Source organism: Stackebrandtia nassauensis DSM 44728, assembly GCF_000024545.1.
In the GTDB taxonomy this organism is placed as follows: domain Bacteria; phylum Actinomycetota; class Actinomycetes; order Mycobacteriales; family Micromonosporaceae; genus Stackebrandtia; species Stackebrandtia nassauensis.
This window is the reverse complement of the sequence record NC_013947.1, coordinates 5,518,465-5,541,024: the sequence shown is the minus strand read 5'-3', so window position 1 is coordinate 5,541,024 and position 22,560 is coordinate 5,518,465. Positions and strand designations below refer to the sequence as shown.

Genomic DNA, 22,560 nt, shown 5'->3' with positions numbered 1-22,560 from the left:
TCCCGGTCTATTTCCTCCGGGGAATTCGGCCCTGCCGGATCGGGACGTCAGTGCCGAGAATTGCCTCGTGGAGACCCATACACACGCCGCGACCGGCAGCGCCGTCCTGGGCGAGGCGGCCAGCGTCGCGCGGTACGCACCCTCCGTCCACAACACCCAGCCCTGGAAGTGGGCGCTCGGCCCCACCGGGCTGACGCTGCGCTTCGACCGCACCCGGCGGCTGCCCGCCGCCGACCCGTCGGGACGACTGTCCATCCTCAGCTGCGGGGCCTCGCTCTACTACGCGCGGTTGGCGGTCGCGGCCAATGGACATCAGGCGGAGGTGGCGCGGTCGTCGCCCTTCGGGGACCGGGATCTGCTCGCCCGCGTCACCGTCGGTGAACCGATCGACGACGTCCGCCGCCACCAGGATCGACTGCGGAAGGCGCTGGTGGTCGCACCGACCGGCGGACGCCCGCCGGGGGCTCGGTGGCGGCCTGGCAGCTGGAACGGCTGCGAGCGGCCGTCGAGACCGAGGCCGCCCACCTGCATTTGGTGCGGCAGGAGGACTTCCTGCCGCTGAGCCTCGCCGCCCAGTCGGCCCGTGATCTGGACCGGAACGACCCGTCCCGGGACGCGGAACGAACGCAGTGGGTCGGTGGGCGACGCAACGCCGCGGGGGTCCCGGGCTCGGCGATTCCCCGGCACGGCTCGCGTTACCTGCTGCCGCCCCGGTTCGACGGCACCGCCGACGTCGGCGGATCCTATGACCCGGACGAGGGCGACGACCTGGCCAGCTTCGTGATCCTGTTCGCCGACACCGACGACCCGGCCGCGTGGCTGCGGGGCGGGGAGGCGCTGGCCAGCGCCTGGATCACCGCGACCGGACTGGGCCTGTCGGTGGTCCCGTTCAGCGACGTCATCGAGATCGACATCGCCCGGGAACGGTTGCGGGGACTGCTGTCCGGTGTCGGGTACCCACTGCTGGTGCTGCGCGTCGGTCGACCCGACCCGAAGACCTCACCCACCCCGCTGACGCCGCGGCTGGCCAGCTGAGGGCGCGGCCTCAGCGCACCTGCCGGAACACCCGCATCGTGAACAGCCCCACCAGGAGCGCGGTGACGGCCAGCAGCCAGAAGCCGATGACGTAGTCGCCGGTGGCCTGGTAGATGACGCCCATCAACAGCGGCGGGAAGTAGCCGCCCAGGCCACCCGCGGCACCGACCAGGCCGGTGACGGTGCCGACCCGGGCCGGTTCGACGAGCTTGGCGACCAGTGCGAACACGCCGCCGGTTCCCAGCCCCAGCGCCACGGCCATCAGCACGAACGACGTCCCGGCCGGGATCTCGGCGGGCGGATGGAACGACAGCACCACCGCCATGCCGGTCGCGCCGAAGAACGAGGCCAGACAGACCTTGACCGGCCCGATCCGGTCGGACAGCATGCCGCCGACCGGGCGGGCCACGACGGCCGCCAGCGAGAACCCGGCGGCGCGCATGCCCGCGTCGGTCTGGACGAACTCGTAGGAGATGGTCAACAGCGTCGGCAGGTAGGTGGAGAAGGCCACGAAACCACCGAAGGCCACCGCGTAGAGCAGCGACAGCTGCCAGGTGGCCTTGATCTTGAGTGCGTCACGGATCCGGGGCAGTGCCGCCTCGGTGCTGGGCCGCCAGTCGGGGCTGTCGCGGGCGAACAGCCACATGACCGCGCCCATGACGGCCAGCGCCGCGCACATCACCAGGTGGGTGCGCAGCAGCCCGAAGGCCGAGACCAGTTGCGGCGTCAGGAAAGCCGACAGCGCGGTGCCGCCCATGCCCGCGCCGAACACGCCGGTGGCGAAGCCGCGCCGCGTCGGCGGGAACCAGGCGTTGGCGAACGGGATGCCGACCGCGAACGAGGTCCCGGCGATACCCAGGAAGAACCCCCACAGCAGCAGTCCCGTGAACGAACCGTGCGACAGCCCCACCAGCAGCGTCGGGATGATGCTGACGAAGCAGATGACGGTGAACATCATCCGGCCGCCGTAGCGGTCGGTCAGCACGCCGACGGGGATGCGGCCCAGCGAACCGACCAGCACCGGAAACGCCACCAGAATGGACGTCTGCGTCGGCGTCAGGTCGAGCGCGTCGGTGTATGTCTTAGACAGTGGACCGACCAGGTTCCAGGCCCAGAACGTCACCGCGAACGCCACCGTCGCCAGTGCCAGGTTGGTGCCCGCGCCCGGTCGCGCGGTGGTGTGGCCGTTGATCGCGCTTGTCTTACTGTTCATCATGGACATTGATCTCACTCCCGGCTCCGGGTTACCCTAATGACGTCGTCCGGACTCGTGCCGGGTTTTCGACGAATTCTGCATCGGCACACACCGGTCGACTGATAGACAAACCTCATAAGTCTGAGGGACCTGTGGCCCTAAACGGGCACAGCGGCGAACGAGTTTGCTGGGACGAACATCAAACGTCGACATAGGTGAGAATATTGGCTGACGCTGGCGATACTTTGCTCAAACTCGGTGTCCACTTGAACCGGACACCGGTCACTGAGGACCTGCGGGCCCAGTTCAAGACCGGTGGCCGCGACGGCGACGTGTTCTACCGGGACCGGTGGAGCCACGACAAGGTGGTGCGCTCCACGCACGGCGTCAACTGCACCGGCTCCTGCTCCTGGAACGTCTACGTCAAGGACGGCATCATCACCTGGGAGACCCAGGCGACCGACTACCCGTCGGTGGGCCCCGACCGGCCCGAATACGAGCCGCGCGGCTGCCCCCGGGGTGCCGCGTTCTCCTGGTACACCTACTCGCCGACCCGGGTGCGCTACCCGTACGGGCGCGGCGTGCTGGTCGAGATGTACCGCGAGGCCCGCGCCCGGCTGGGCGACCCCGTCGCGGCCTGGGCCGAGATCACCACCGACCCGGCCAAACGCCACCGCTACCAGTCGGCGCGCGGCAAGGGCGGCCTGGTGCGCATCGAGTGGGACGAGGCGCTGGAGATCGCCGCCGCCGCGCACGTCCACACCATCAAAAGCTATGGGCCCGACCGGATCGCGGGCTTCTCGCCGATCCCGGCGATGTCGCAGGTCTCGCACGGCGTCGGCGCCCGGTTCGTGAACCTGCTCGGCGGTTCGATGCTGTCGTTCTACGACTGGTACGCCGACCTGCCGGTGGCGTCGCCGCAGGTGTTCGGCGACCAGACCGACGTGCCGGAGTCCGCCGACTGGTGGGACGCGGCCTACCTGATGCTGTGGGGCTCCAACGTGCCGGTGACCCGCACCCCGGACGCGCACTGGATGGCCGAGGCCCGCTATCGCGGTCAGAAGGTCGTGGTGGTCGCGCCCGACTACAACGACGCCACCAAGTTCGCCGACGAATGGCTGGCGCCGCACCCGGGCACCGACGGCGCGCTGGCCATGGCCATGGGGCACGTGATCCTCAAGGAGAACTTCGTCGACGACACCGTCGAAGCCTTCGACGCCTACGTCCGCAAGTACACCGACCTGCCGTTCCTTATTGAACTATCCGAACAGGATGGCTACCTGACGCCGGGCAAGTTCCTCACCGCCGCGCGGCTGGGCCAGAGTCACGAGACCGCCGCCGAATGGAAACCGGTGTTCCTGGACGAGGCCGACGACCGGCCCGTGTGTCCCAACGGGACCATCGGCCACCGGTGGGGCGAGGCCGGAACCGGGCGCTGGAACCTCGACCTCGGCGAGCACCGGCCCCGGTTGAGCCTGTGGGAGCCCGAAGGCGAGACGGCCGCGGTCCGGCTGCCGCGCTTCGACGAGCAGGGAACCTACCTGGAGCGCGGCGTTCCGGTGCGCCGCATCGGAAACCGGCTCGTCACCACCGTGTTCGACCTGCTGCTGGCCCAGTACGGGGTGTTCCGGGACGGACTGCCGGGCCGCTGGCCGTCCGGCTACGAGGACGCGTCGCAGCCGTACACCCCGGCCTGGCAGCAGGAGATCACCTCGGTACCGGCGGACAAGGCCGCCCGCATCGCCCGCGAGTTCGCCCGGACCGCCGCCGCCTCCGGCGGCCGGTGCATGATCGTCCTGGGCGCGGGCACCAACCAGTGGTTCCACGGCGACACCATGTACCGGGCGTTCCTGACGCCGCTGCTGCTGACCGGCTGCCAGGGCGTCAACGGCGGCGGTTGGGCCCACTACGTCGGCCAGGAGAAGTGCCGCACCCAGACCGGCTGGGCCGCATACGCCTCCGCGATGGACTGGTCGCGGCCGCCGAGGTTCATGGCCGCGACACCGTACTGGTACCTCCACACCGACCAGTGGCGCTACGACACCTACTCGGCCGACGCACTCCTGTCCCCTCTGCACACCGGTGGCCTGAGTGGACGGCACACCGCCGATCTGGTCGCGGCCTCGGCGCGGATGGGCTGGATGCCGTCCTACCCGACCTTCGACCGCAACCCGATCGAACTGGGCGCCGAGGCCGGGGACGACCCGGGTGGCTACGTCGCATCCCAACTCGCGCAGGGGAAGCTGCGGTTCGCCGCCGAGGACCCCGACGCCCCCGCCAACTGGCCCCGGGTGCTGACCGTGTGGCGGGCCAACCTGCTGGGCTCCTCGGCCAAGGGAAACGAGTACTTCCTGGGCCACCTGCTGGGCACCGACCACGGCGTCCAGGCCACCGAGGCCGGTCCCGAGCATCGTCCCGCCGAAGTGGACTGGCGAGACGAGGGACCGCGCGGCAAGCTGGACCTGTTGCTGTCGCTGGACTTCCGGATGACCAGCACCACTATCCTGTCGGACCTGGTACTGCCCGCCGCCACCTGGTACGAGAAGCACGACCTGTCCACCACCGACATGCACCCGTTCGTGCACGCGTTCTCCCCGGCCACCGACCCGCCGTGGCAGTCGCGCACCGACTTCGAGATCTTCCACGCGTTGGCCCGCGAGTTCAGCGCCCTGGCCGAGCGCCACCTCGGCGTCGTCACCGACCTGGTGGCCGCGCCGCACCAGCACGACACCCCCGGCGAACTAGCCCAGCCCGGCGGTACCGTCCCGGACTGGAAACACGACGGCCGCACCCCGATCCCGGGCCAGACCATGCCCGCCATCATCACCGTGGAACGCGACTATCCGGCGGTGGCGGCGAAACTGGCCGCACTCGGGCCGCTGGCCGAGTCCAAGGGGCTGCCGGTCAAGGGCGTGGCGTTCACCCCCGACGCCGAGATCGGCTGGCTGGCCACCCGCAACGGCACCGCCCACGGCGGCGTCGCCGACAGCCGTCCGCTGCTCGACACCGACGTCAAGGTCTGCGAGGCGATACTGGCGCTGTCGGGAACCAGCAACGGACGCCTTGCCGCCCAAGGGTTTCGGCGACTGGCCGAACGCACCGGCACCGACTTCTCCGCACTGATCGACGCCGCTGGCGAACGCCGGGTCGTGTTCGCCGACACCAAGGCCCGCCCCACCCCGGTGGGCGCCAGCCCGGAATGGTCCGGCAAGGAGGCCGTCGACCGCCGGTACTCGCCGTTCACCATCAACGTCGAGAACGACAAACCCTGGCACACCCTCACCGGCCGCCAGCACTTCTACCTGGACCATGACTGGATGCGCGACTTCGGGGAAGCGCTGCCGGTGTACCGGCCGCCGCTCAACATGACCGAACTGTTCGGCGAACCCGCGATCGGCCCCAATGGACGCGAGGTCACCGTCCGGTATCTGACGCCGCATTCGAAGTGGTCGATCCATTCGGAGTACCAGGACAACCTGATGATGCTGACGCTGTCGCGCGGCGGCCCGACGATCTGGATGAGTCCCGCCGACGCGGCCTCGATCGGCGTGGCCGACAACGACTGGGTCGAGGCCGTCAACCGCAACGGTGTCGTCGCCGCCCGAGCCGTTGTCTCCCACCGGATGCCGACCGGAACCGTCTACATGTACCACGCGCAGGAACGGCTCATCGACGTCCCCAAGACCGAGACCACCGGGCGACGCGGCGGTATCCACAACTCGCTGACCCGGCTGTTGGTCAAACCCACCCACCTGATCGGCGGCTACGCGCAGCAGTCCTACGCGTTCAACTACATCGGACCCACCGGCAACCAGCGCGACGAGGTCACCGTGGTTCGCAAACGAACCAGTGAGGTGAGGTACTGATGGCAGCCGAGATCGGACGAGTCATGGCGCAGGTCGCCATGGTCATGAACCTCGACAAGTGCATCGGCTGCCACACCTGCTCGGTGACCTGCAAACAGGCGTGGACCAACCGCGGCGGCGTCGAATACGTGTGGTTCAACAACGTCGAGACCCGGCCCGGCCAGGGCTATCCGCGCGGCTACCAGGACCAGGAACGCTGGCAGGGCGGCTGGCGGCGGGGCCGCAACGGACGGCTCAAGCTGCGCGCCGGGGGCCGGTGGAAGAAGCTGGCGTCGATCTTCGCCAACCCGAAGCTGCCGTCCATACAGGACTATTACGAGCCGTGGACCTACGACTACGAGAACCTGATCACCGCCCCGCTCGGTGACGACATCCCGGTGGCCCGGCCGCGATCCCTCATCAGCGGCGAACCGATGAACATCACCTGGAGCGCCAACTGGGACGACGACCTAGCCGGAGGCGAAGAACTCGGCTCGGCCGACCCGATCGTCCGAAAGTTGGGAGAGAAGGTCAAGTTCGACTTCGAGCAGACCTTCATGTTCTACCTGCCGCGCATCTGCGAACACTGCCTCAACCCGTCCTGTGTGGCCAGCTGCCCGTCCGGTGCGATGTACAAACGCAGCGAGGACGGGATCGTGCTGGTGGACCAGGACGCGTGCCGGGGCTGGCGGATGTGCGTCACCGGGTGTCCATACAAGAAGGTCTACTTCAACCACAAGACGGGCAAGGCCGAGAAGTGCACGCTGTGTTACCCGCGCGTCGAGGTCGGCATGCCGACGGTGTGCTCGGAGACCTGCGTGGGACGGCTGCGGTATCTGGGCGTCATCCTCTACGACGTCGAGAAGGTCGGCGCCGCGGCGGCCGTTGAGGACGAACGCGATCTGTACGAGGCGCAGCTGGACGTGTTCCTCGACCCCGACGACGAGCAGGTGCGGCGCGCTGCGCGCCGGGATGGCATCCCGGATCGCTGGATCGACGCGGCCAGTCGCTCGCCGGTGTACACATTGGCGAAACGGCACCGGGTGGCGCTGCCGCTGCATCCGGAATACCGCACCATGCCGATGGTCTGGTACATCCCGCCGCTGTCGCCGGTTGTGGACACGCTGACGTCCACCGGGCACGATGGCGAGGACGCGGGGAACCTGTTCGGGGCCATCGAATCGCTGCGCATTCCGGTGGAGTACCTCGCGGAGTTGTTCACCGCCGGTGACCCGGAGCCGGTCACCGCGACGCTGCGCAAGCTCGCGGCTATGCGCTCTCACATGCGGCGGGTCAACCTTGGGGAGGAGCAGGACGAGTCGATCGCGGCGTCGGTGGGTTGCTCCGGTGAGGATCTGGAGGAGTTGTACCGGTTGCTGGCCTTGGCCAAGTACGACGACCGGTATGTCATTCCCACCGCGTACGGGACTGATGATGCCGATCGGGGTGTGATCGAGGAGTTGGGGTGCAGCCTCGACTTCGACGGCGGGCCCGGCATGGGCGGGTCCGGGCCGTTCGGGGAGATGTCGGGGATCAATCCACCGGCTACTGTGGAGAACTTCCACGCGTTGCGCGACCGTCAGACCAGCGACGCGCGGGGCGACCTGGCGGGGCGGGTCAACCTGCTCAACTGGGACGGCAACGGCCGACCCGAGGGCATGTTCCCGAGCAAGCCCACCGAACCCGGCGAGGAGGCCCCGTGACCGTCCCGTCCGAGACCGTCGTCCGTCAGGCCGCCGCGCTGCTGTTGGCCTATCCCGACGCGGGCTTCTTCGAACGCTTGCCGCTCATCCGGCAGGCCGTCGCCGAGTTGAAGGGCCGGACCGGTGCGCCGCAACTGGAGCGGTTCTGCGACCACGCGCAGTCCGTCCCGCCGCTGGAACTCGGCGCGCACTATGTGGACACCTTCGATCTGAAGCGCCGCCGCACCCTGCATCTGACGTTCTACACCGACGGCGACACCCGCCGTCGGGGCCACGCGCTGTCCGACATCAAGCAGGTCTACGCCTCGCGCGGTTGGGCACCGGCCGCTGGGGAGCTGCCGGATCACTTGGCCGTGATGCTGGAGTTCGCCGCTCGCGGCGACGCCGAGCTGGGAGTGGGGCTGCTCAACCGGTTCCAGCCCGCGCTGGAGCTGTTGAGCGCCGCGTTGCGCGAGCATGGGACGCGTTACGCCGACGTCGTGGACGCGGTTCGCGCGTCGCTGCCGCCCGCGTCGCGGGCCGACCTGGCGCTGGCCCGGCAACTGGCCGCGTCCGGCCCGCCCGCCGAGGACGTCGGACTGGGCGGCTATCCGACGCCCGGCTCGCCCGCGAGCGGCGATCGCACCATGCTCGGAATGCCAACGCTGGGAGCCCGACGATGACCCTCCTCGACCACATGCTGTGGGGCGTGGCCCCGTACCTGGTGCTGCTGACCCTCATCGGCGGCACGATCTGGCGCCACCGCTACGACCGCTTCGGCTGGACCACCCGCTCCTCGCAGCTGTACGAGTCCCGGTTGCTGCGCGTCGCCAGCCCGATATTCCACTTCGGAATCCTGCTGGTCATCGTCGGCCACGTCGTCGGCCTGCTGATTCCCGAGAGCTGGACCCGTGCCGTGGGCGTCACCGACGAGACCTACCACCTCGCCGCGCTGTCGCTGGGTGCGCTGGCCGGGGTCGCCACGCTGGGCGGCATCGCGCTGCTGATCTGGCGCCGCCGTACCGTCGGTCCGGTCTTCTCCGCCACCACCGTGAACGACAAGGTCATGTACCTGGTCCTGGTGGCCGCGATCGTCGCCGGACTCGCCACGACGCTCCTGTCCACCATCGACAGTATCCGTGACGTGCCCGAGGTCGACTACCGCCAGACCGTCTCGGTGTGGTTCCGCAGCATCTGGATCCTCAACCCCGACGTGGCCGCCATGTCGGCCGCCTCGATGGCGTTCAAGATCCACGTCGTCATCGGCATGGCCCTGTTCGCGCTGTTCCCGTTCACCCGGCTGGTGCACGCCTTCAGCGCCCCGGTCGGCTACCCGTTTCGGCCCTACATCGTCTACCGCAGCCGCGCCGCCGCCAGCCGCCGCAACCTGCGGCCGATCCGGCGCGGTTGGTGAGCCCCCGTCACGACAGCCGCACCGTCAGATCCAGCTCGACCAGCTGGCCGGAATACCCCAGCGCCGTCACCCCGAGCACGGTGCTCGCGGCCTTGAACGCGGGCGCCAGCACCGTGTTCTCGGCGAAGCGGTGCCAGGCGGCGCCCACGACGGCGCTGTCGGCGCTGACGACGTAGACCACCGAGCGGACCACGTCCTCGGGACGGGCCCCGGCGGCGGTGATCGCGGCCAACGCGTTGGCCGCGACCTGGTCGATCTGCCGGTCGATGTCGCCGAGGCCGACGACCTTCTCGTCAGCGTCGACGGGGCACTGTCCGGCGAGGTTGGCGTAGCGGCCGGGCTCGACGATCGTGACGTGCTCGTACCCGCCGGTGGGGTGCAGGTCGTCGGTGCTGAAGTTGCGAACGGAATCGGTCGTCATGGCAGCAGTCTGGCCCGTCGCATACGCATGCGCCACGTGTTTTCGCAAATGCCGCCGTATTGCTTGCGCGGCAACAGAAACCGGTGAAGTCCCTGGTCAGTGCCGTGATGGTTCAGGGTTGAACGGCACCGTCGGCGGGGACTTTCGACCCTGCGCCCGCCTGGCAGATCCGAACGAGACTCAGCGGATCGGTGCGGTAACTCACTGATTTGAATCCGTAAATCACAATTTTTGGAGGGGTCATGCGAAAATCCCTGCCGCGCAGCCTGATAGCAGTCGGGGTGGTCGTCGCGGTTTTCGCGTTCCCGTCGGCGGCGTGGGCCGATCCCGGCGAGGACAAGAAGGAGAAGAAGGACCACCCGGTCTCGCAGGCCGAGGCGGACGATCCGGTGGTGGAGCCGGAGGTGGAGCCCGCCCCTGAAGTCGTCGAGGAGCCCGTGCCCGAGCTTCCCGTCGAGGAACCCGAGATCGTCGAAGAACCGGCTCCGGTGGAGGAGCCCGAGGTCGTCGAGGAACCCGAGGTGATCGAACCGGCGACCGAGACCGAGGAGACCGAAGCGGCCGAAGAGACGGACGAGGCCAAGGAGGCTGAAGAAGCCGAGGCCGAGCTCGAAGAGGGCGAGAGCGAGATCCCGATCAACCCGGGCAACGTCGGCACCACCGCGGCCGACTTCGGGCCCCCGAACTGCGACCACATTCCGGGCGGTATGGCGCCCGAGGGCCAGGACGGCTGGGTGTTCGTCCTGCCCGGCAACGATGCCGCGTTCGTCTCTGTCTCGGCGACCTTCGCCGAGGACGGCACCATCGCCGGCACCGTCGTCGAAGGCCACGACGGCAAGTTCGCCTACGTGCTGGCCAACGCGGGCTGGACCCTGACCGGAGCGACCGCCGTCATCACCGGCAGCACCCCGCAGGACCAGTTCAACCTGACCCACGCGTGCCCGGGCACCAGTGTTCCGCCCCCGCCGTGTGAGGACGGTTCGAACCCGCCATGCGAGGAAGAACCGCCGCCGCCGTGTGACGACGGCCGGGAACCGCCGTGCGAGGAGGAACCACCCCCGCCGTGCGATGACGGACGCGAACCACCGTGTGAGGAAGAGCCACCGCCGCCGGACGACGAGGAGCCGCCCGACGACGAGGACACACCACCGGTGACGATGCATCCGCCGACAGAGCCGACGCTGGAGGAGTTCGCGCCACAGGGTTCGTCCGACCGGGACGGTCTGGCGATCACCGGAAACTCGCTCGGAATGCTGTTGCTGATCGGCACGATCCTGCTGACCGCCGGTGGAGCGGCACTGATCCTGTACCGCGTCGCCAACCGCGCCCGCAGGCTGGGAGGCGATGTCGACGGCTGACCGACACGAAACCGATGGCGCCCCCGAACCGTCGCGGTTCGGGGGCGCTTTCCGTGCCGCCGCTTCGGGACCGGTCCCGGCCAGGCTGGCGGAGACTTCCGCGCGTGATGGATGAACTGCGACCGGCCCAGGTCGGCCCGTACCGCCTGACGGCATCGCTGGGCGCCGGTGGCATGGGAGAGGTGTTCCTGGGGGTTTCGCCGGACGGCGGCAAGGTCGCGGTGAAACTGCTGAACCCGGACCTGGCCGACAGCGCCGTGTACCGCGAGCGCTTCGCCCGGGAAATCGCCGCCGCCAAACGGGTCAGCGGACGCCACACGGTGCGGGTCGTCGACGCCGACCCCGAGGCCGAGTCGCCGTGGCTGGCCACCGAGTACGTCCCGGGCCCGACGCTGCATGAGCTGGTGCGCGACGACGGCGTCCTGGACGCGGCGGCGTTGCGACAGCTGGGCGCCGCGCTCGCCGAAGGGCTCACGGCCATCCACTCCCACGGACTGGTGCACCGGGATCTCAAGCCCGGCAACGTGATCATGGCCGCCGACGGTCCCCGGATCATCGACTTCGGTGTCGCCCAGGCCGCGGACGCCAGCACCCTGACCGGAACCGGCGCGGTCGTGGGAACCTACGCCTTCACGTCCCCCGAACAGATCCGCGCGGACCAGTCCGGCCCCGCCAGTGACGTGTTCACATTGGGCAGCGTGCTGGTCTTCGCCGCGACCGGCAGGAGCCCCTTCGACGCCAGTACTATCCCGGTGATCGTGCACCGCATCCTCAGCCAGACACCGGATCTCGACGGGGTTCCCCGCGACCTGCGACGGTTGATCGGCGATTGCCTGGCCAAGGACCCCGCCGCCCGGCCCAGCCCCGCGGTCGTCGCGAGCGTGTTGTCCGGCGACCTCGACGCGACGACCCTCGAAGCCACCAGAGTGGAATCGCGCCCCGTCGAGCGGCCGCGCGGAGTCAGCCGTCGCGGCCTGATCGTCGGCGGTGCCGGGATTGTGGCAACCGCCGTCGTCGCGGTGCCGACGATCCTGCTGCGGTGGAATTCCACAGCGGACGGCACCGATTCCAAGCCGTACGCCACGCTGTCCGGACACAAGGGCGGCATCGCGGCGGCGATCTTCTCCGTTGACGACAAGACGATCGCCACCGGCGGTGCCGACAAGTCGATCCGGCTGTGGAATGTCCCCAACGGAGAGCAGGTCGGCAAGTACACCGGCCACACCGACGGTGTGACGTCGCTGTGTTGGGACCCCGAGGACCAGAACCTCCTGATCAGTGGTGGCCGGGACGGCACGGTCCGAATGTGGGACCTGGAAGGCGGCCTCCTGGAACAGGTCAACGAGATCGGGAACCACGCGGTCACCGGCGTCGCCTACGACAGCAGCACGAATCTCGCCAGCGGCCTGGACAACGGTGAAGTCCGGCTGTGGCACAACAACGCGTCCTCCGGCGCCCAGGTCCTCACCGGACACACCGGAAGGGTCACCTCGGTGGCGACCACACTGCTCAACACCGGCGGGAACAACACGCCGATCGCGATCAGCGCCGCGGCCGAGGGCAAGGACAGCGCCCTTCGGATCTGGAACATGGATACCGGTAAGCGGCTCGCCGTACTCGCCGGACACACCGACGACGTCCTGAATGTCGCCGCCAGCCGAGACATGGGATACGTGGCCAGCGCCAGCAAGGACAAGACCGTCAGGCTCTGGGATCCGGCGGCGGGTAGCTCGGTCGGCATCCTCAAGGGACACTCCGGCCCCGTCTACGGAGTGGCCTTCGACAACGCTCAGGAAACGCTCGCCAGCGGCAGCGTCGACGGAACGGTTCGACTGTGGAAGGTCAGCACCGGCGAACACCTCACCACCCTCACCGGCGGCCCCGAACACCCCAGCGCGCTGGCGATCAGCGGCGACGGAACGACCGTCATCGCCGGCGACAGACTGTGGAGGCTTACATGACACAAGTACTGCGGCACAACGATCCTCGGGACATCGGCGGCTACCGGATCGAGGCGCGGCTGGGGTCGGGCGGCATGGGACAGGTCTACCTCGCCGTCACCGAACCGGGCCGCCGGGTCGCGGTCAAGGTCCTGAAACCGGCCCTGGCCAAGAACCCCGAGTTCCGGACCCGGTTCGCCCGCGAGGTGGACGCCGCGCGAATGGTGAGCGGCGTCCACACCGCGTCCGTGCTCGACGCCGACGCGGCGGCCGACCCGCCGTGGCTGGTGTGCGAGTACATTCCCGGACCGTCGCTGGGGCAGGTCGTGGCCGAGCGGGGGCCGCTGCGGCTCGGGCAGCTGCGGGCGCTCGGGCGTGGCCTGGCCCGGGGCCTTGCCGAGATACACCGTTGTGGACTCGTCCACCGCGATCTCAAGCCCGCCAACGTGATCATGGCCGAGGAAGGCCCCCGCATCATCGACTTCGGGATCGCCCGGGCCGTGGACGCCAGCACCCTCACCGCCGTCGGAACCGTCATCGGCACCTACGCGTACATGTCACCGGAACAGGTGGTCGCCGACACCGCGACCCCGGCCAGCGACGTGTTCGCCCTCGGCTGCCTGCTGGCCTTCGCCGCCACGGGCGAGGGGCCGTTCGACGCCACCGGCATACCCGCGATCGTCCACCGGATCACCAGCGAGGCACCCCGGCTGGAGGGGGTGCCCGACAGCCTGCGGCACCTCGTCGCCGCGTGCCTGGCCAAGAACCCGCTCCACCGGCCCGGACTCGACGACGTCGTGACGGAACTGACCGCCGACCCGGCACTGTCCGAAGCCGACACCGTGCCCCCGGACGAGCGCGACCTCGGCCACGCCGTCGCCAGGGCCGCCGTCCCGGCGACGGAAGTCCCCGAAACCGAGATCGTCCACGTGGCCGAAGCGGTGCCGCCGTCGCGGGGACTGCTGTCGCGGCGTTCGGTGCTGTTCGGAGGACTGGCCGTGGCGGGGGTCGGGGCGACCGCCGCCACGGCGGCGCTGCTGTGGCCGAAGATCGCCGGGGTCGGCGATCCGGGAGCCGACGTCGTCATCGCGACCGACGGCGGCGAAGACCTCATCCACGGCTTCGCCTTCGCGCCCGACGGCGGGACCATCGCCACCACCGGCAGCGCCGGAATCAGGCTGTGGGACGTCCGCACCGGCAAGACGGTCCGAGAGTTCAGGGGTGGCAACGCTTATTGCGTGACCTTCAGCGAAGACGGGACGCGACTCGGCGCCGGAACCTATCCCGTCCGCGTGTGGGACGCGCGCGATGGTGACGAGATAGCCGAACTCGAGGTCAACAACGAGGCGTTGGAGCTGTACTTCAGCCCGAACGGCAAAGCCGTCATCACCGGGCCTGGGAGCGAGGGCGACGGCATAGGCGACGGCAAGGGGGTCGAACTGTTCGATGTCGACCGTGGCGAGCGGATCGGTGAGTTGAACCGGGATGCCGCGCAGGGCATGGAGTTCAGCCCCGACAGCGAACTGGTCGTCACCAGCTCGAACAGCGGCACTTTCCTGTGGAGCGCGGCCACCGGGAAGAAGGTCCGCACCATCAGCAAGGAGTTCGGCGGCAGGGCCGTGTTCACGCCGGACGGCAGGAACCTCATCACCGACAGCATGAGCGGAGTGGTCATGTGGGACGTGGCCAGCGGTGACAAGGTCCGCGTCATCAGCAGAAGCGGTGGCGCGGGGTTGGTGAGCCCCGACGGAAAGATCCTCGCCAGCGACGACGGCGTGAGGATCGTCCACCTGTGGGATCTGACAAGCGGCGACAAGATCAGGACTCTGGAACTCGACGGCCAGTTTGTGATGGACGCTTTCAAGAACATGGCGTTCAGCCCCGACAGCCGGACCCTGGTCACCGGCATCTCCGATGTCCGGCTGTGGCCGGTGAAAGGCACCGGTAAGCCCCGCACCCTGACCACCGGATACCTGCCCGTTCACCAGGTCGGGTACAGCCGCGACGGGAAGACCGTCGCGGCGCTGGCCGGAGACGGCTCCAACGGCGACGAGTACAGCGTCAACCTGTGGCACGTGTGAGGCGACGGCTCCGGGAGGGGTCCCGGCCGATTTGGCCTAGTCTTACGGTTCCCGGTATGTAAGAGAGGAAAGCCACGTGACAGAGCAGGAGTTTCGACCCAGGTTCCTGCCGTCGTCCATGCGCAGCCTCGCCAGCGAGGTGCCCCCGGCCCCGCCGGGCAGCATCTTCGTGCTCGCCGCCACCGGCGGATTCGCCTCACCGCCCCGGAAATTCACGATCCACTTCGGACGTAACGCCGAGGACGTGCACGTCCCCGTCGGCGTCGACGACACCCACGTCAGCCGCCAGCACGGCAAGCTGATCTGCCACGGCAAGGAATGGTGGCTGCGCAACGACGGCAAACTGCCGATCCGGCTGCCCGGCGAGGCGATGCTGCTGTCCGGGTACTCGCTGCCCCTGGAACCCGGCTACACGCCGGTGTTCATCGGCACGTCGAAACGCAAGTCCCACCTGCTGGAGATCCAGGTGACCGGATCCGGCCAGCACTACGCGACCGGCGCCCCGAACGTGGCCACCGCGCCGCCCATCACCTACGACTTCGACCACGTCGAACGGCTGGTGCTGACCGCACTGGCACAGCGATACCTGCGCGGCGAGCGGTATCCGCAACCGGTGTCGTGGAACCAGGTCGCCGACGACCTCAACCGGGCCGCCCCCGAACGACAGTGGACGTCCAAAGGAGTCGCCCACCGGGTCAGCGTCATCCGGGAACGACTGGCCGGTGGCGAGAACCCGATTCCCGGCATCCTGCGCGAGGACGGCGTCGGCGAGCCGGTGGGCAACACGCTCAACCACAACCTGATCCAGGTCCTGCTGGAAACCGCCAATCTGCTTCCGATGGACCTGGAACTGCTGGGGGAGGACCTGGGCTGAACTCCGATCAGCCCAGGTCCTCGGCCCCCTAACTTCCGCAACCGGTACTTCAGGTGCGCCGCATGGGTTCCCGGCAACACGTGCAGGGTCTCCAGCTCGGGCAGGTCCTCGCCCAGTTCGTCCAGCAGCCGGGTGCCGCTGCCCATCAGCGCCGGAACCACGTGCAGGTGCAGCTCGTCGAGCAGCCGTGCCCGGATGAACTGCCGCACCGCGTCGGCGCCACCGGCGACGTCGACGTTCCGGTCTCCCGCGACGGCTCTGGCCTGCTCCAGGGCACTGTGGACACCGTCGGTGACGAAGGTGTACGAGGTGCCGCCCTTCTTCTCGACCCGGTCCCGGCCGCGGTGGGTCAGCACGAACACCGGGCACCGGAACGGTGGGTCCTCGCCCCACGGCACCTCGCCGGTGTCGAACATGGTCCGTCCCATCACCACCGCGCCGGTGGTGTCGAACCAGTCGCGCATCAGCGCCGAGTCCAGGTTGTGCTCGCCGCCGGTCAGATGCTGCCGTTCCCGCCAGCTCGCCAGGCTGTGGATCGCGCCGAACAACTTCTCGGCGCCGTCCCCGACGGGATTGTCGGCGGCGCGCACGTTCGGCCCGGTGATGTAACCATCCAGCGTGATCGCCAGGTCGGCGGTAACGATCGTCATGGTGTGCTCCTGTCCTTCGACGGCGCCTGCGGTCAGGCGCGCTTCGCAGGGGACGTCGAGACCGCCGGGCGGTCCTCGACATTTTCTTAGCAGCGATGTCGAAGTTTTTTCGCCGGAACCGACGTACCGGGTGACAGGAGGCACTGCCATGCGTTTCATGCTGTTGATCTACGACAACGCCGAACCCGACCGGCCCACCCGATCCGTCCACCGCGACGAATGGCGACGACGCCTGACCGTCACCGGCGAATGGGTGAGCGGGCGGCTGCTGGCCGACGCGTGCCTGACCCGTACCGTGCGGGTCGGCCACGGCGACACCGAAGTCCGGTCCGGCGGATCCACCGGCGCCGGACGACGGCTCGTCGGATGCTTCGAGGTGGAATGCGAATCATTCGAGCGGGCGGTACGGATAGCCGCCGAGGCGCCGTGGCCCGCGCGCCGCACCGTGGAGGTCCGGCCGCTCATGGACGAGGCCGGACTGGAAATGTGACGGTCAACACATTACGGCGAATCATGTAGAGCACCGCCCGCCAGCACCGACGTACCGGCGAAAGGCCCACACGGGGCACGACGACACAAGGAGAACCGACCATGAAATACCTGCTGATCATGCACAACAACCCCGCCGTGCTGAGCAAGCTCAACGAGGACCAGATGAAGGAGATCGGCGACGGCCACCAGCGGTTCATCGACGCCGTGCGCGCCTCCGGCGAACTCGTCGACAGCGTCGCGCTGGCGCAGCCGACCGAAAGCGCCGTGGTGCGGGTGCGCGACGGCGCCAAGGTCGTCACCGACGGACCGTACATCGAGTCCAAGGAGTTCTTGGGCGGCTACTATCTCCTCGAATGCGCCAGCCAGGAGCGCGCCCACGAACTGGCCGCCACGATCCCCGACGCCAACATCGACGGTATGGGAGTCGAGGTGCGGCCGGTCATCTTCTTCTTCGGGAGCGATAACTGACAGCACCGCCGACCATCGAGGACCTGCTGCGCGAGGCCGCGCCGCAGGTCCTCGGCGCGTTGGTCCGCCGCTACGGCCACTTCGACGAGAGCGAGGACGCCGTCCAGGAGGCGCTGCTGACCGCCGCCACCCGCTGGCCCACCGACGGCCTCCCCGACAACCCGCGCGCCTGGCTCATCACCGTCGCCTCCCGCCGGCTCACCGACCAGCTGCGCAGCGACGAGGCCCGCCGCCGCCGCGAGGACACCGTCGCGGCCCGCCAGCTCCCCGAGGACACCCAGGCCCCCGCCGCCGACGCCCCCGACACCAACGCGGACGACACCCTGATCCTGCTGTTCATGTGCTGCCACCCCTCGCTGACGGCCGCGTCCCAGATCGCCCTGACCCTGCGCGCGGTCGGCGGTCTGACCACCGCCGAGATCGCCCACGCCTTCCTGGTCCCCGAAGCGACCATGGCCCAACGCATCAGCCGCGCCAAACAACAGGTCAAGGCGTCCGGGCTGCCCTTCCAAATGCCACCGGCACCCGAGCGGGCCGCGAAACTGGGCGCCGTGCTGCACGTCCTCTACCTGATCTTCAACGAGGGCTACACCGCCACCTCCGGCCCCAACCTGCGACGCGCGGAACTGTCGAACGAGGCCATCCGCCTCACCCGAGCCGTCCACCGACTGCTGCCCGACGACGGCGAGGTCACCGGCCTGCTGGCCCTGATGCTGCTGACCGACGCCCGCCGCGACGCCCGCAACACCGCCACCGGCGACCTCGTCCCACTCGCCGACCAGGACCGCTCCCGCTGGGACCGGCGATCCATCGCCGAAGGCGTCGACCTCATCAGCCACGCGCTGGCCACCGCGCCCCCTGGCCCCTACCAGGTCCAGGCCGCGATCGCCGCCATCCACGACGAGGCCCCCAGCACCGAAGCCACCGACTGGCCCCAGATCGTCGCGCTGTACGCCGTCCTGGACAACCTGGCCCCCGGCCCCATGGTCACCCTCAACCAGGCCGTCGCCGTGGCCATGGTGGACGGACCCCGGGCCGGGCTGGAACTGTTGTCCCGCCTCGACGACGACCCCCGCATGGCCCGGCACCACCGCCTGGAGGCCGTCCGCGCGCATCTCTACGAAATGGACGGTGACCCCGCCGCCGCCCGCGCCGCCTACCTCGCCGCCGCCACCCTCACCACGAGCCTCCCCGAACAGGACTACCTGCGCTGGCGGGCCGACAAGCTGCCCGAATCGTGACCCGGCTACCAATAGTCGCTCCCTGACTACCGGCCAACCTTCCCCGTGGCCGATAATTCCCCGGGTGAGCCGTGAATTCGTATTGACCCTCTCGTGTCCCGACAAGGTCGGCATCGTCTACGCGGTCGCGGGCTTTCTGGCCGACCGCGACGGCAACATCAGCGACAGCCAGCAGTTCTCCGATCCCGGCAGTGGACGCTTCTTCATGCGCGTCCAGTTCCACGCCCACACCACCGTCGACCAACTGCGCGCCGACTTCGGCCCCACCGCCGCACCATACAATATGGACTGGCAACTCCACGACCTCGCCGTCAAACCCCGGGTCCTGATCCTCGCCTCCAAACAAGGCCACTGCCTCAACGACCTCCTCTACCGCTTCCGCTCCGGCGCCCTACGGGGCGAACTGACCGCGGTCGCGTCCAACCACCTCGACTGGGCCGAGCTCACCGAATCGTCCAAAGTCCCGTTCCACCACCTCCCCCTGACCCCCGACACCCGCGCCAACCAGGAACAGCGCCTGCTCGACCTCATCGCCGCCGACCGCATCGACGTCGTCGTCCTGGCCCGCTACATGCAGATCCTCACCGACGACTTCTGCGCCAAACTCCCCGGCCAGATCATCAACATCCACCACTCGTTCCTGCCCAGCTTCAAAGGCGCCCAGCCCTACCACCAGGCCTACGAACGCGGCGTGAAACTCATCGGCGCCACCGCCCACTACGTCACCGCCGAACTCGACGAGGGCCCCATCATCGAGCAGGAGACCGCCCGCGTCGACCACGCCATGGCCCCGTCGCGCCTCATCGCCACCGGACGCGATCTGGAGAGCACCGTCCTGGCACGCGCCCTGTCCTGGCACCTGGACCACCGCGTCCTCCTCAACGGCCACCGCACCGTCGTCTTCCGCTGACCCCGAAGCCAAGCCCGCCCAGTTACCCAGCCCGGTTGGGGGAGCGCGAGGGGGCTTCGCCCCCTCGCCGGGGGGTGTGGGGTGGCGCTGGGCTAATGGTCTGGCTCGCAAGCTCGCCAGACTCCCCCACCCGGCGACCGAAGGGAGCCATGAAGCAATGCGAAAAAGATCCCTGTCTGGCGAAGCCAGACAGGGATCTCTCATCTTTGTAGCGGGGGCCGGATTTGAACCAGCGACCTTCGGGTTATGAGCCCGACGAGCTACCGAACTGCTCTACCCCGCGTCGTTTTTACGCAAGTGCAACTGTAACTGACGGGTTGTCCGGCTCGCAACCGGGGGGTGGGGTGTTTGCCGTCACCAGGTGAGGGCGTCGGGGAACAGGAGCCGGAAGCCCAGGGCCAGAGCGCCTACATTGAACAGTGCGAAGAGTAGGAGCCACAGGGTGGCGGGGACCCGGGTTAGTTGGGCCAGTTGGTCGGGGTCGGAGTTTCGTTGCTGGCCACGGGATCGCTGGAGCCAGATTTCCCACACTGGACGGACAGATCCGAAGAGGAGGAACCAGGCGCCCGCGTAGGCGAGGGTGGACTGGAATTCGGGGGAGGCCCACCAGGCGATGGCGAACATGGCGAAGCCGACGACCACAATGGCGAAGACGCCGTAGAGGTTGCGGATGAAGATCGCCATGGCGACCAGGAGGACGATCATGACCCACAGGAGCAGGACGATCTTTCCCACCCAGATGAGCCAGGCGGAGAGCAGGCCGATGACCGCCGGGGTGAGGTAGCCCGCCAGGAGGGTGAGGATGGCGCTGGGGCCGCCGCGGCTGCCTCTGGTGTAGGTGAGGCCGGAGGTGTCGGAGTGCAGGCGGATGCCGTGCAGGCTGCGGCCGGTCAGGATCGCCACGGCGGCGTGGCCGCCTTCGTGGGCGATGGTGATGACGTTGCGGGACAGGCGCCAGGTGCCACTGACCAGGACGACGACCACGGCGGCCACCCCGGTGGCGATGGCTATCCAGGCGGGGATGGTTTTGGCGGTGGAGAACAGGTGTTCCCACGCGTCGACAAGCGCATCCACTGACGAGCTCCTTAGCTTCGGGAAGTGGCGAGCCTATCCGATTCAGCGCAGGGTGAGCTCGGCGACGACGGGGAGGTGGTCGGAGGCCAGGGTGGTGGGTGTGGCGGCCGACTTGACTTTGAAACGTTTCGATGCGGCTATGTAGTCGATGCGGCGGTCCGGGGCGGAGGCCGGGTAGGTGTAGCCCGGGTCGGGTTGTCCGGACTTGGCCCACACGTCGGACAGCTTGCGCCACAGCGGTCGCAGCTCGGGTGCCTCCGGCGGGGCGTTGAAGTCGCCGAGCAGCAGCTGGGGTTCGCCGTGGTCGCAGCGCATGATGCGGCGCATGTCGGCGACCTGGGCCTGTCGCACCGCCGGGTCGGGGCGGTAGTCGAGGTGGGTGGAGTACACGTGCACCGGGGTGCCGTTGACGTCGATCTCGACCTCGGGGAAGCCGGGCATGGGCTCGGGCACCGGGTTGGGGACCTGTGTGGACAGCCGGGTGATCTCGTGGTTCTTCGCGTCCACTATGGGGTAACTGGACAGGATGGCGTTGCCGAACTCGCGCCGCGGGGCGCCCGGCGTGGTCGGGTCCAGGCTGTAGATCGGGCCGAAGAAGATGTGCATGTCCAGTGTGGTGGCCAGTTCGGTGGCCAGGTCGCGCCACTGGCTGCGGGAGTGCCAGTGCACGTCGACCTCCTGCAGCGAGATCACCGAGGCGTCGAGGGACGCGATGGCCTCGGCGGTGCGATCGACGTCGAACACGTTGTCGCTTCCGGCACCCGCGTGGATGTTGTAGGTGGCGACCCGCAGCGTCGTCGGCCGGTCGTGGGCCTGCGCGGGGGTAACCGTGAACGTGAACGCGGCGAGCAGCAACAGCGTGGGCAACAAGCGTTTCACCAGGACTCCTGGGGCGTGGTGGGCAGTGTGGTGGCGAAAGGTTGAAGGCCCGTGGCGGACGGATCACGGGCCTTGTACGGGAGGCGGTCAGCTGTTGAGCGAGTCCAGCGCCTTGTCGACGGCCTTCTCGACGGCTTCGGCGAGGTCGTCGCCGTCGAGGTCCTCGAACTTGTCACCCAGGGAGTCGGTGAGGGACTCGGTGAGCTTCTGCTTCAGGTCCTCGTTGCTGAGTGCCGCCGCGCCGCCTTCCCGCGCCGCGGTCAGCTTCTCCAGCATCGGGATGACCTTGTCGTAGATGCCGTCCTTGGCGCTGCGGGCGTGGCCGTAGCTGGAGCCCAGAGCGGTGCGGACGGAAATGGAATCGCCGACATCGTCCCACCTGTCGTTGATCCAGTCGGCGACCTTTACCCGATCTCCAAGATCCATGTCGTCTTCTCCTTTAATGACGGAAAGAATGTTCGCCATTTTGTCTTTGGACGTACAGTACTTGCGCAATATGGACATATGAATATGCCACAAGTGAGAGTCGTCGCTGGTTACCGGTTTACCGTAATAGGTATCCCACCCGGTGACCTTCTTACCGTCCAAAGTGCCAAAGAACTCGCGCATGTAGTTCAGCCGTGGGTCGTTCTGATCCTTGGCGGAGTCGAGTAGGCGCCGGGTGATCTTCTTCATCCACTCGGCGTTGAACTTCATGTCGAGGGCGGAAGCGGCGTCGCCGTCCCCTTCCCGGTCGGGCTTCGTCTGGACACTGTAGTCGCTGGATGGGAGCTTGTTACGACACCGGTGGTACCCGTAAGTGTGGGCGGGATCCCCCACAATTCCGGACAACTCAGCGGACGGAATCGCCTTGATGATCTCTCTGGCGAGCCACTTGAGGGCCTCTGGTGCGTATTCGGCCACGAGCGTCACGTCCTATGTGGATAGCTCTGTATTTGGTTGGGGGAGAGTTACAACAGTCTCCTTATTGCACAAGCGTAGTCAGCAATCACGCGTGATAC

Annotated in this window: 19 protein-coding genes, 1 tRNA gene and 1 pseudogene; 14 read left to right on the top strand and 7 right to left on the bottom strand. The window is 68.4% G+C overall.

Annotated elements, in window-relative coordinates:
* Positions 1 to 67 precede the first annotated feature (67 nt).
* Together SNAS_RS33295 and SNAS_RS33290 are read left to right on the top strand one after the other, a co-directional pair.
* A complete protein-coding gene (locus tag SNAS_RS33295) occupies positions 68 to 562 on the top strand; it encodes a hypothetical protein (RefSeq protein WP_052305145.1) in 495 nt (164 codons plus the stop codon).
* Positions 469 to 1,035: a hypothetical protein gene (locus SNAS_RS33290; RefSeq protein ID WP_169313920.1), complete on the top strand. Its 567-nt coding sequence runs from the start codon at positions 469 to 471 to the stop codon at positions 1,033 to 1,035. Before SNAS_RS33295 ends, SNAS_RS33290 begins: the two co-directional genes overlap by 94 nt.
* A 10-nt stretch (positions 1,036 to 1,045) precedes the next feature.
* Here the strand turns inward: SNAS_RS33290 and SNAS_RS25785 are convergent, their stop codons facing one another.
* Positions 1,046 to 2,257: an MFS transporter gene (locus tag SNAS_RS25785; protein WP_013020420.1), complete on the bottom strand. Its 1,212-nt coding sequence runs from the start codon at positions 2,255 to 2,257 to the stop codon at positions 1,046 to 1,048.
* 188 nt (positions 2,258 to 2,445) lie between these two features.
* Between SNAS_RS25785 and SNAS_RS25780 the strand changes: the two genes are divergently transcribed.
* From SNAS_RS25780 to narI, 4 genes are read left to right on the top strand one after another with little or no spacing between them, the layout of a single operon-like run.
* Positions 2,446 to 6,096 (top strand): nitrate reductase subunit alpha, encoded by a 3,651-nt coding sequence (locus tag SNAS_RS25780; RefSeq protein ID WP_013020419.1) that lies wholly within the window; start codon positions 2,446 to 2,448, stop codon positions 6,094 to 6,096.
* Positions 6,096 to 7,778 (top strand): nitrate reductase subunit beta, encoded by a 1,683-nt coding sequence (gene narH, locus SNAS_RS25775; protein WP_013020418.1) that lies wholly within the window; start codon positions 6,096 to 6,098, stop codon positions 7,776 to 7,778. The genes SNAS_RS25780 and narH overlap by 1 nt, the downstream gene beginning before the upstream one ends.
* The gene (gene narJ / locus SNAS_RS25770) at positions 7,775 to 8,440 is read left to right on the top strand and encodes a nitrate reductase molybdenum cofactor assembly chaperone (RefSeq protein ID WP_013020417.1); all 666 of its coding nucleotides are present in this window, start codon (positions 7,775 to 7,777) and stop codon (positions 8,438 to 8,440) included. The genes narH and narJ overlap by 4 nt, the downstream gene beginning before the upstream one ends.
* Positions 8,437 to 9,171 (top strand): respiratory nitrate reductase subunit gamma, encoded by a 735-nt coding sequence (narI, locus tag SNAS_RS25765; RefSeq protein WP_013020416.1) that lies wholly within the window; start codon positions 8,437 to 8,439, stop codon positions 9,169 to 9,171. The genes narJ and narI overlap by 4 nt, the downstream gene beginning before the upstream one ends.
* A 7-nt stretch (positions 9,172 to 9,178) precedes the next feature.
* Here the strand turns inward: narI and SNAS_RS25760 are convergent, their stop codons facing one another.
* Positions 9,179 to 9,592 (bottom strand): Rid family hydrolase, encoded by a 414-nt coding sequence (locus tag SNAS_RS25760; protein ID WP_013020415.1) that lies wholly within the window; start codon positions 9,590 to 9,592, stop codon positions 9,179 to 9,181.
* A gap of 242 nt (positions 9,593 to 9,834) precedes the next feature.
* Between SNAS_RS25760 and SNAS_RS33285 the strand changes: the two genes are divergently transcribed.
* From SNAS_RS33285 to SNAS_RS36980, 4 genes are all read left to right on the top strand, one after another.
* On the top strand, positions 9,835 to 10,950 hold the full coding sequence (locus tag SNAS_RS33285; RefSeq protein WP_013020414.1) for a hypothetical protein: 1,116 nt from the start codon (positions 9,835 to 9,837) through the stop codon (positions 10,948 to 10,950).
* A 107-nt stretch (positions 10,951 to 11,057) separates the two neighbouring features.
* Entirely contained in the window at positions 11,058 to 12,911 is a 1,854-nt protein-coding gene (locus SNAS_RS33280) for a WD40 repeat domain-containing serine/threonine protein kinase (protein WP_052305143.1), read from the top strand.
* Entirely contained in the window at positions 12,908 to 14,971 is a 2,064-nt protein-coding gene (locus SNAS_RS33275) for a WD40 repeat domain-containing serine/threonine protein kinase (RefSeq protein WP_013020412.1), read from the top strand. Before SNAS_RS33280 ends, SNAS_RS33275 begins: the two co-directional genes overlap by 4 nt.
* A 76-nt stretch (positions 14,972 to 15,047) precedes the next feature.
* Positions 15,048 to 15,845, top strand: a complete 798-nt coding sequence (locus tag SNAS_RS36980; protein ID WP_013020411.1) for an FHA domain-containing protein — start codon at positions 15,048 to 15,050, stop codon at positions 15,843 to 15,845.
* 137 nt (positions 15,846 to 15,982) lie between these two features.
* Here the strand turns inward: SNAS_RS36980 and SNAS_RS37810 are convergent.
* A pseudogene (locus tag SNAS_RS37810) lies at positions 15,983 to 16,495 on the bottom strand (dihydrofolate reductase family protein); the annotation flags it as partial.
* 148 nt (positions 16,496 to 16,643) lie between these two features.
* Here SNAS_RS37810 and SNAS_RS25730 point away from each other — a divergent pair.
* The 4 genes from SNAS_RS25730 (at position 16,644) to purU (ending at position 19,606) form a co-directional block, all read left to right on the top strand.
* Entirely contained in the window at positions 16,644 to 16,985 is a 342-nt protein-coding gene (locus SNAS_RS25730) for a YciI family protein (protein ID WP_013020409.1), read from the top strand.
* A gap of 101 nt (positions 16,986 to 17,086) precedes the next feature.
* Positions 17,087 to 17,455: a YciI family protein gene (locus tag SNAS_RS25725; protein ID WP_013020408.1), complete on the top strand. Its 369-nt coding sequence runs from the start codon at positions 17,087 to 17,089 to the stop codon at positions 17,453 to 17,455.
* A complete protein-coding gene (locus SNAS_RS25720; RefSeq protein ID WP_041625178.1) occupies positions 17,452 to 18,696 on the top strand; it encodes a sigma-70 family RNA polymerase sigma factor in 1,245 nt (414 codons plus the stop codon). The genes SNAS_RS25725 and SNAS_RS25720 overlap by 4 nt, the downstream gene beginning before the upstream one ends.
* A gap of 64 nt (positions 18,697 to 18,760) precedes the next feature.
* Positions 18,761 to 19,606 carry a formyltetrahydrofolate deformylase gene (gene purU / locus SNAS_RS25715; RefSeq protein ID WP_013020406.1) on the top strand — a complete coding sequence of 282 codons (846 nt, stop codon included), beginning with the start codon at positions 18,761 to 18,763 and terminating at the stop codon, positions 19,604 to 19,606.
* Between the two features lie 209 nt (positions 19,607 to 19,815).
* Here the strand turns inward: purU and SNAS_RS25710 are convergent.
* The 4 genes from SNAS_RS25710 to SNAS_RS33270 all read right to left on the bottom strand — a co-directional run bounded on the left by SNAS_RS25710 (position 19,816) and on the right by SNAS_RS33270 (position 22,471).
* Positions 19,816 to 19,889 (bottom strand) — tRNA-Met (locus tag SNAS_RS25710).
* 71 nt (positions 19,890 to 19,960) lie between these two features.
* Positions 19,961 to 20,680, bottom strand: coding sequence for a M50 family metallopeptidase (locus tag SNAS_RS25705; protein WP_013020405.1), 720 nt, complete (start codon positions 20,678 to 20,680; stop codon positions 19,961 to 19,963).
* A 42-nt stretch (positions 20,681 to 20,722) separates the two neighbouring features.
* Complete coding sequence (locus SNAS_RS25700; RefSeq protein WP_041625177.1) at positions 20,723 to 21,562, bottom strand: endonuclease/exonuclease/phosphatase family protein; 840 nt, start codon at positions 21,560 to 21,562, stop codon at positions 20,723 to 20,725.
* Between the two features lie 84 nt (positions 21,563 to 21,646).
* Positions 21,647 to 22,471 carry a hypothetical protein gene (locus SNAS_RS33270; protein WP_052305142.1) on the bottom strand — a complete coding sequence of 275 codons (825 nt, stop codon included), beginning with the start codon at positions 22,469 to 22,471 and terminating at the stop codon, positions 21,647 to 21,649.
* Positions 22,472 to 22,560: the final 89 nt, after the last annotated feature.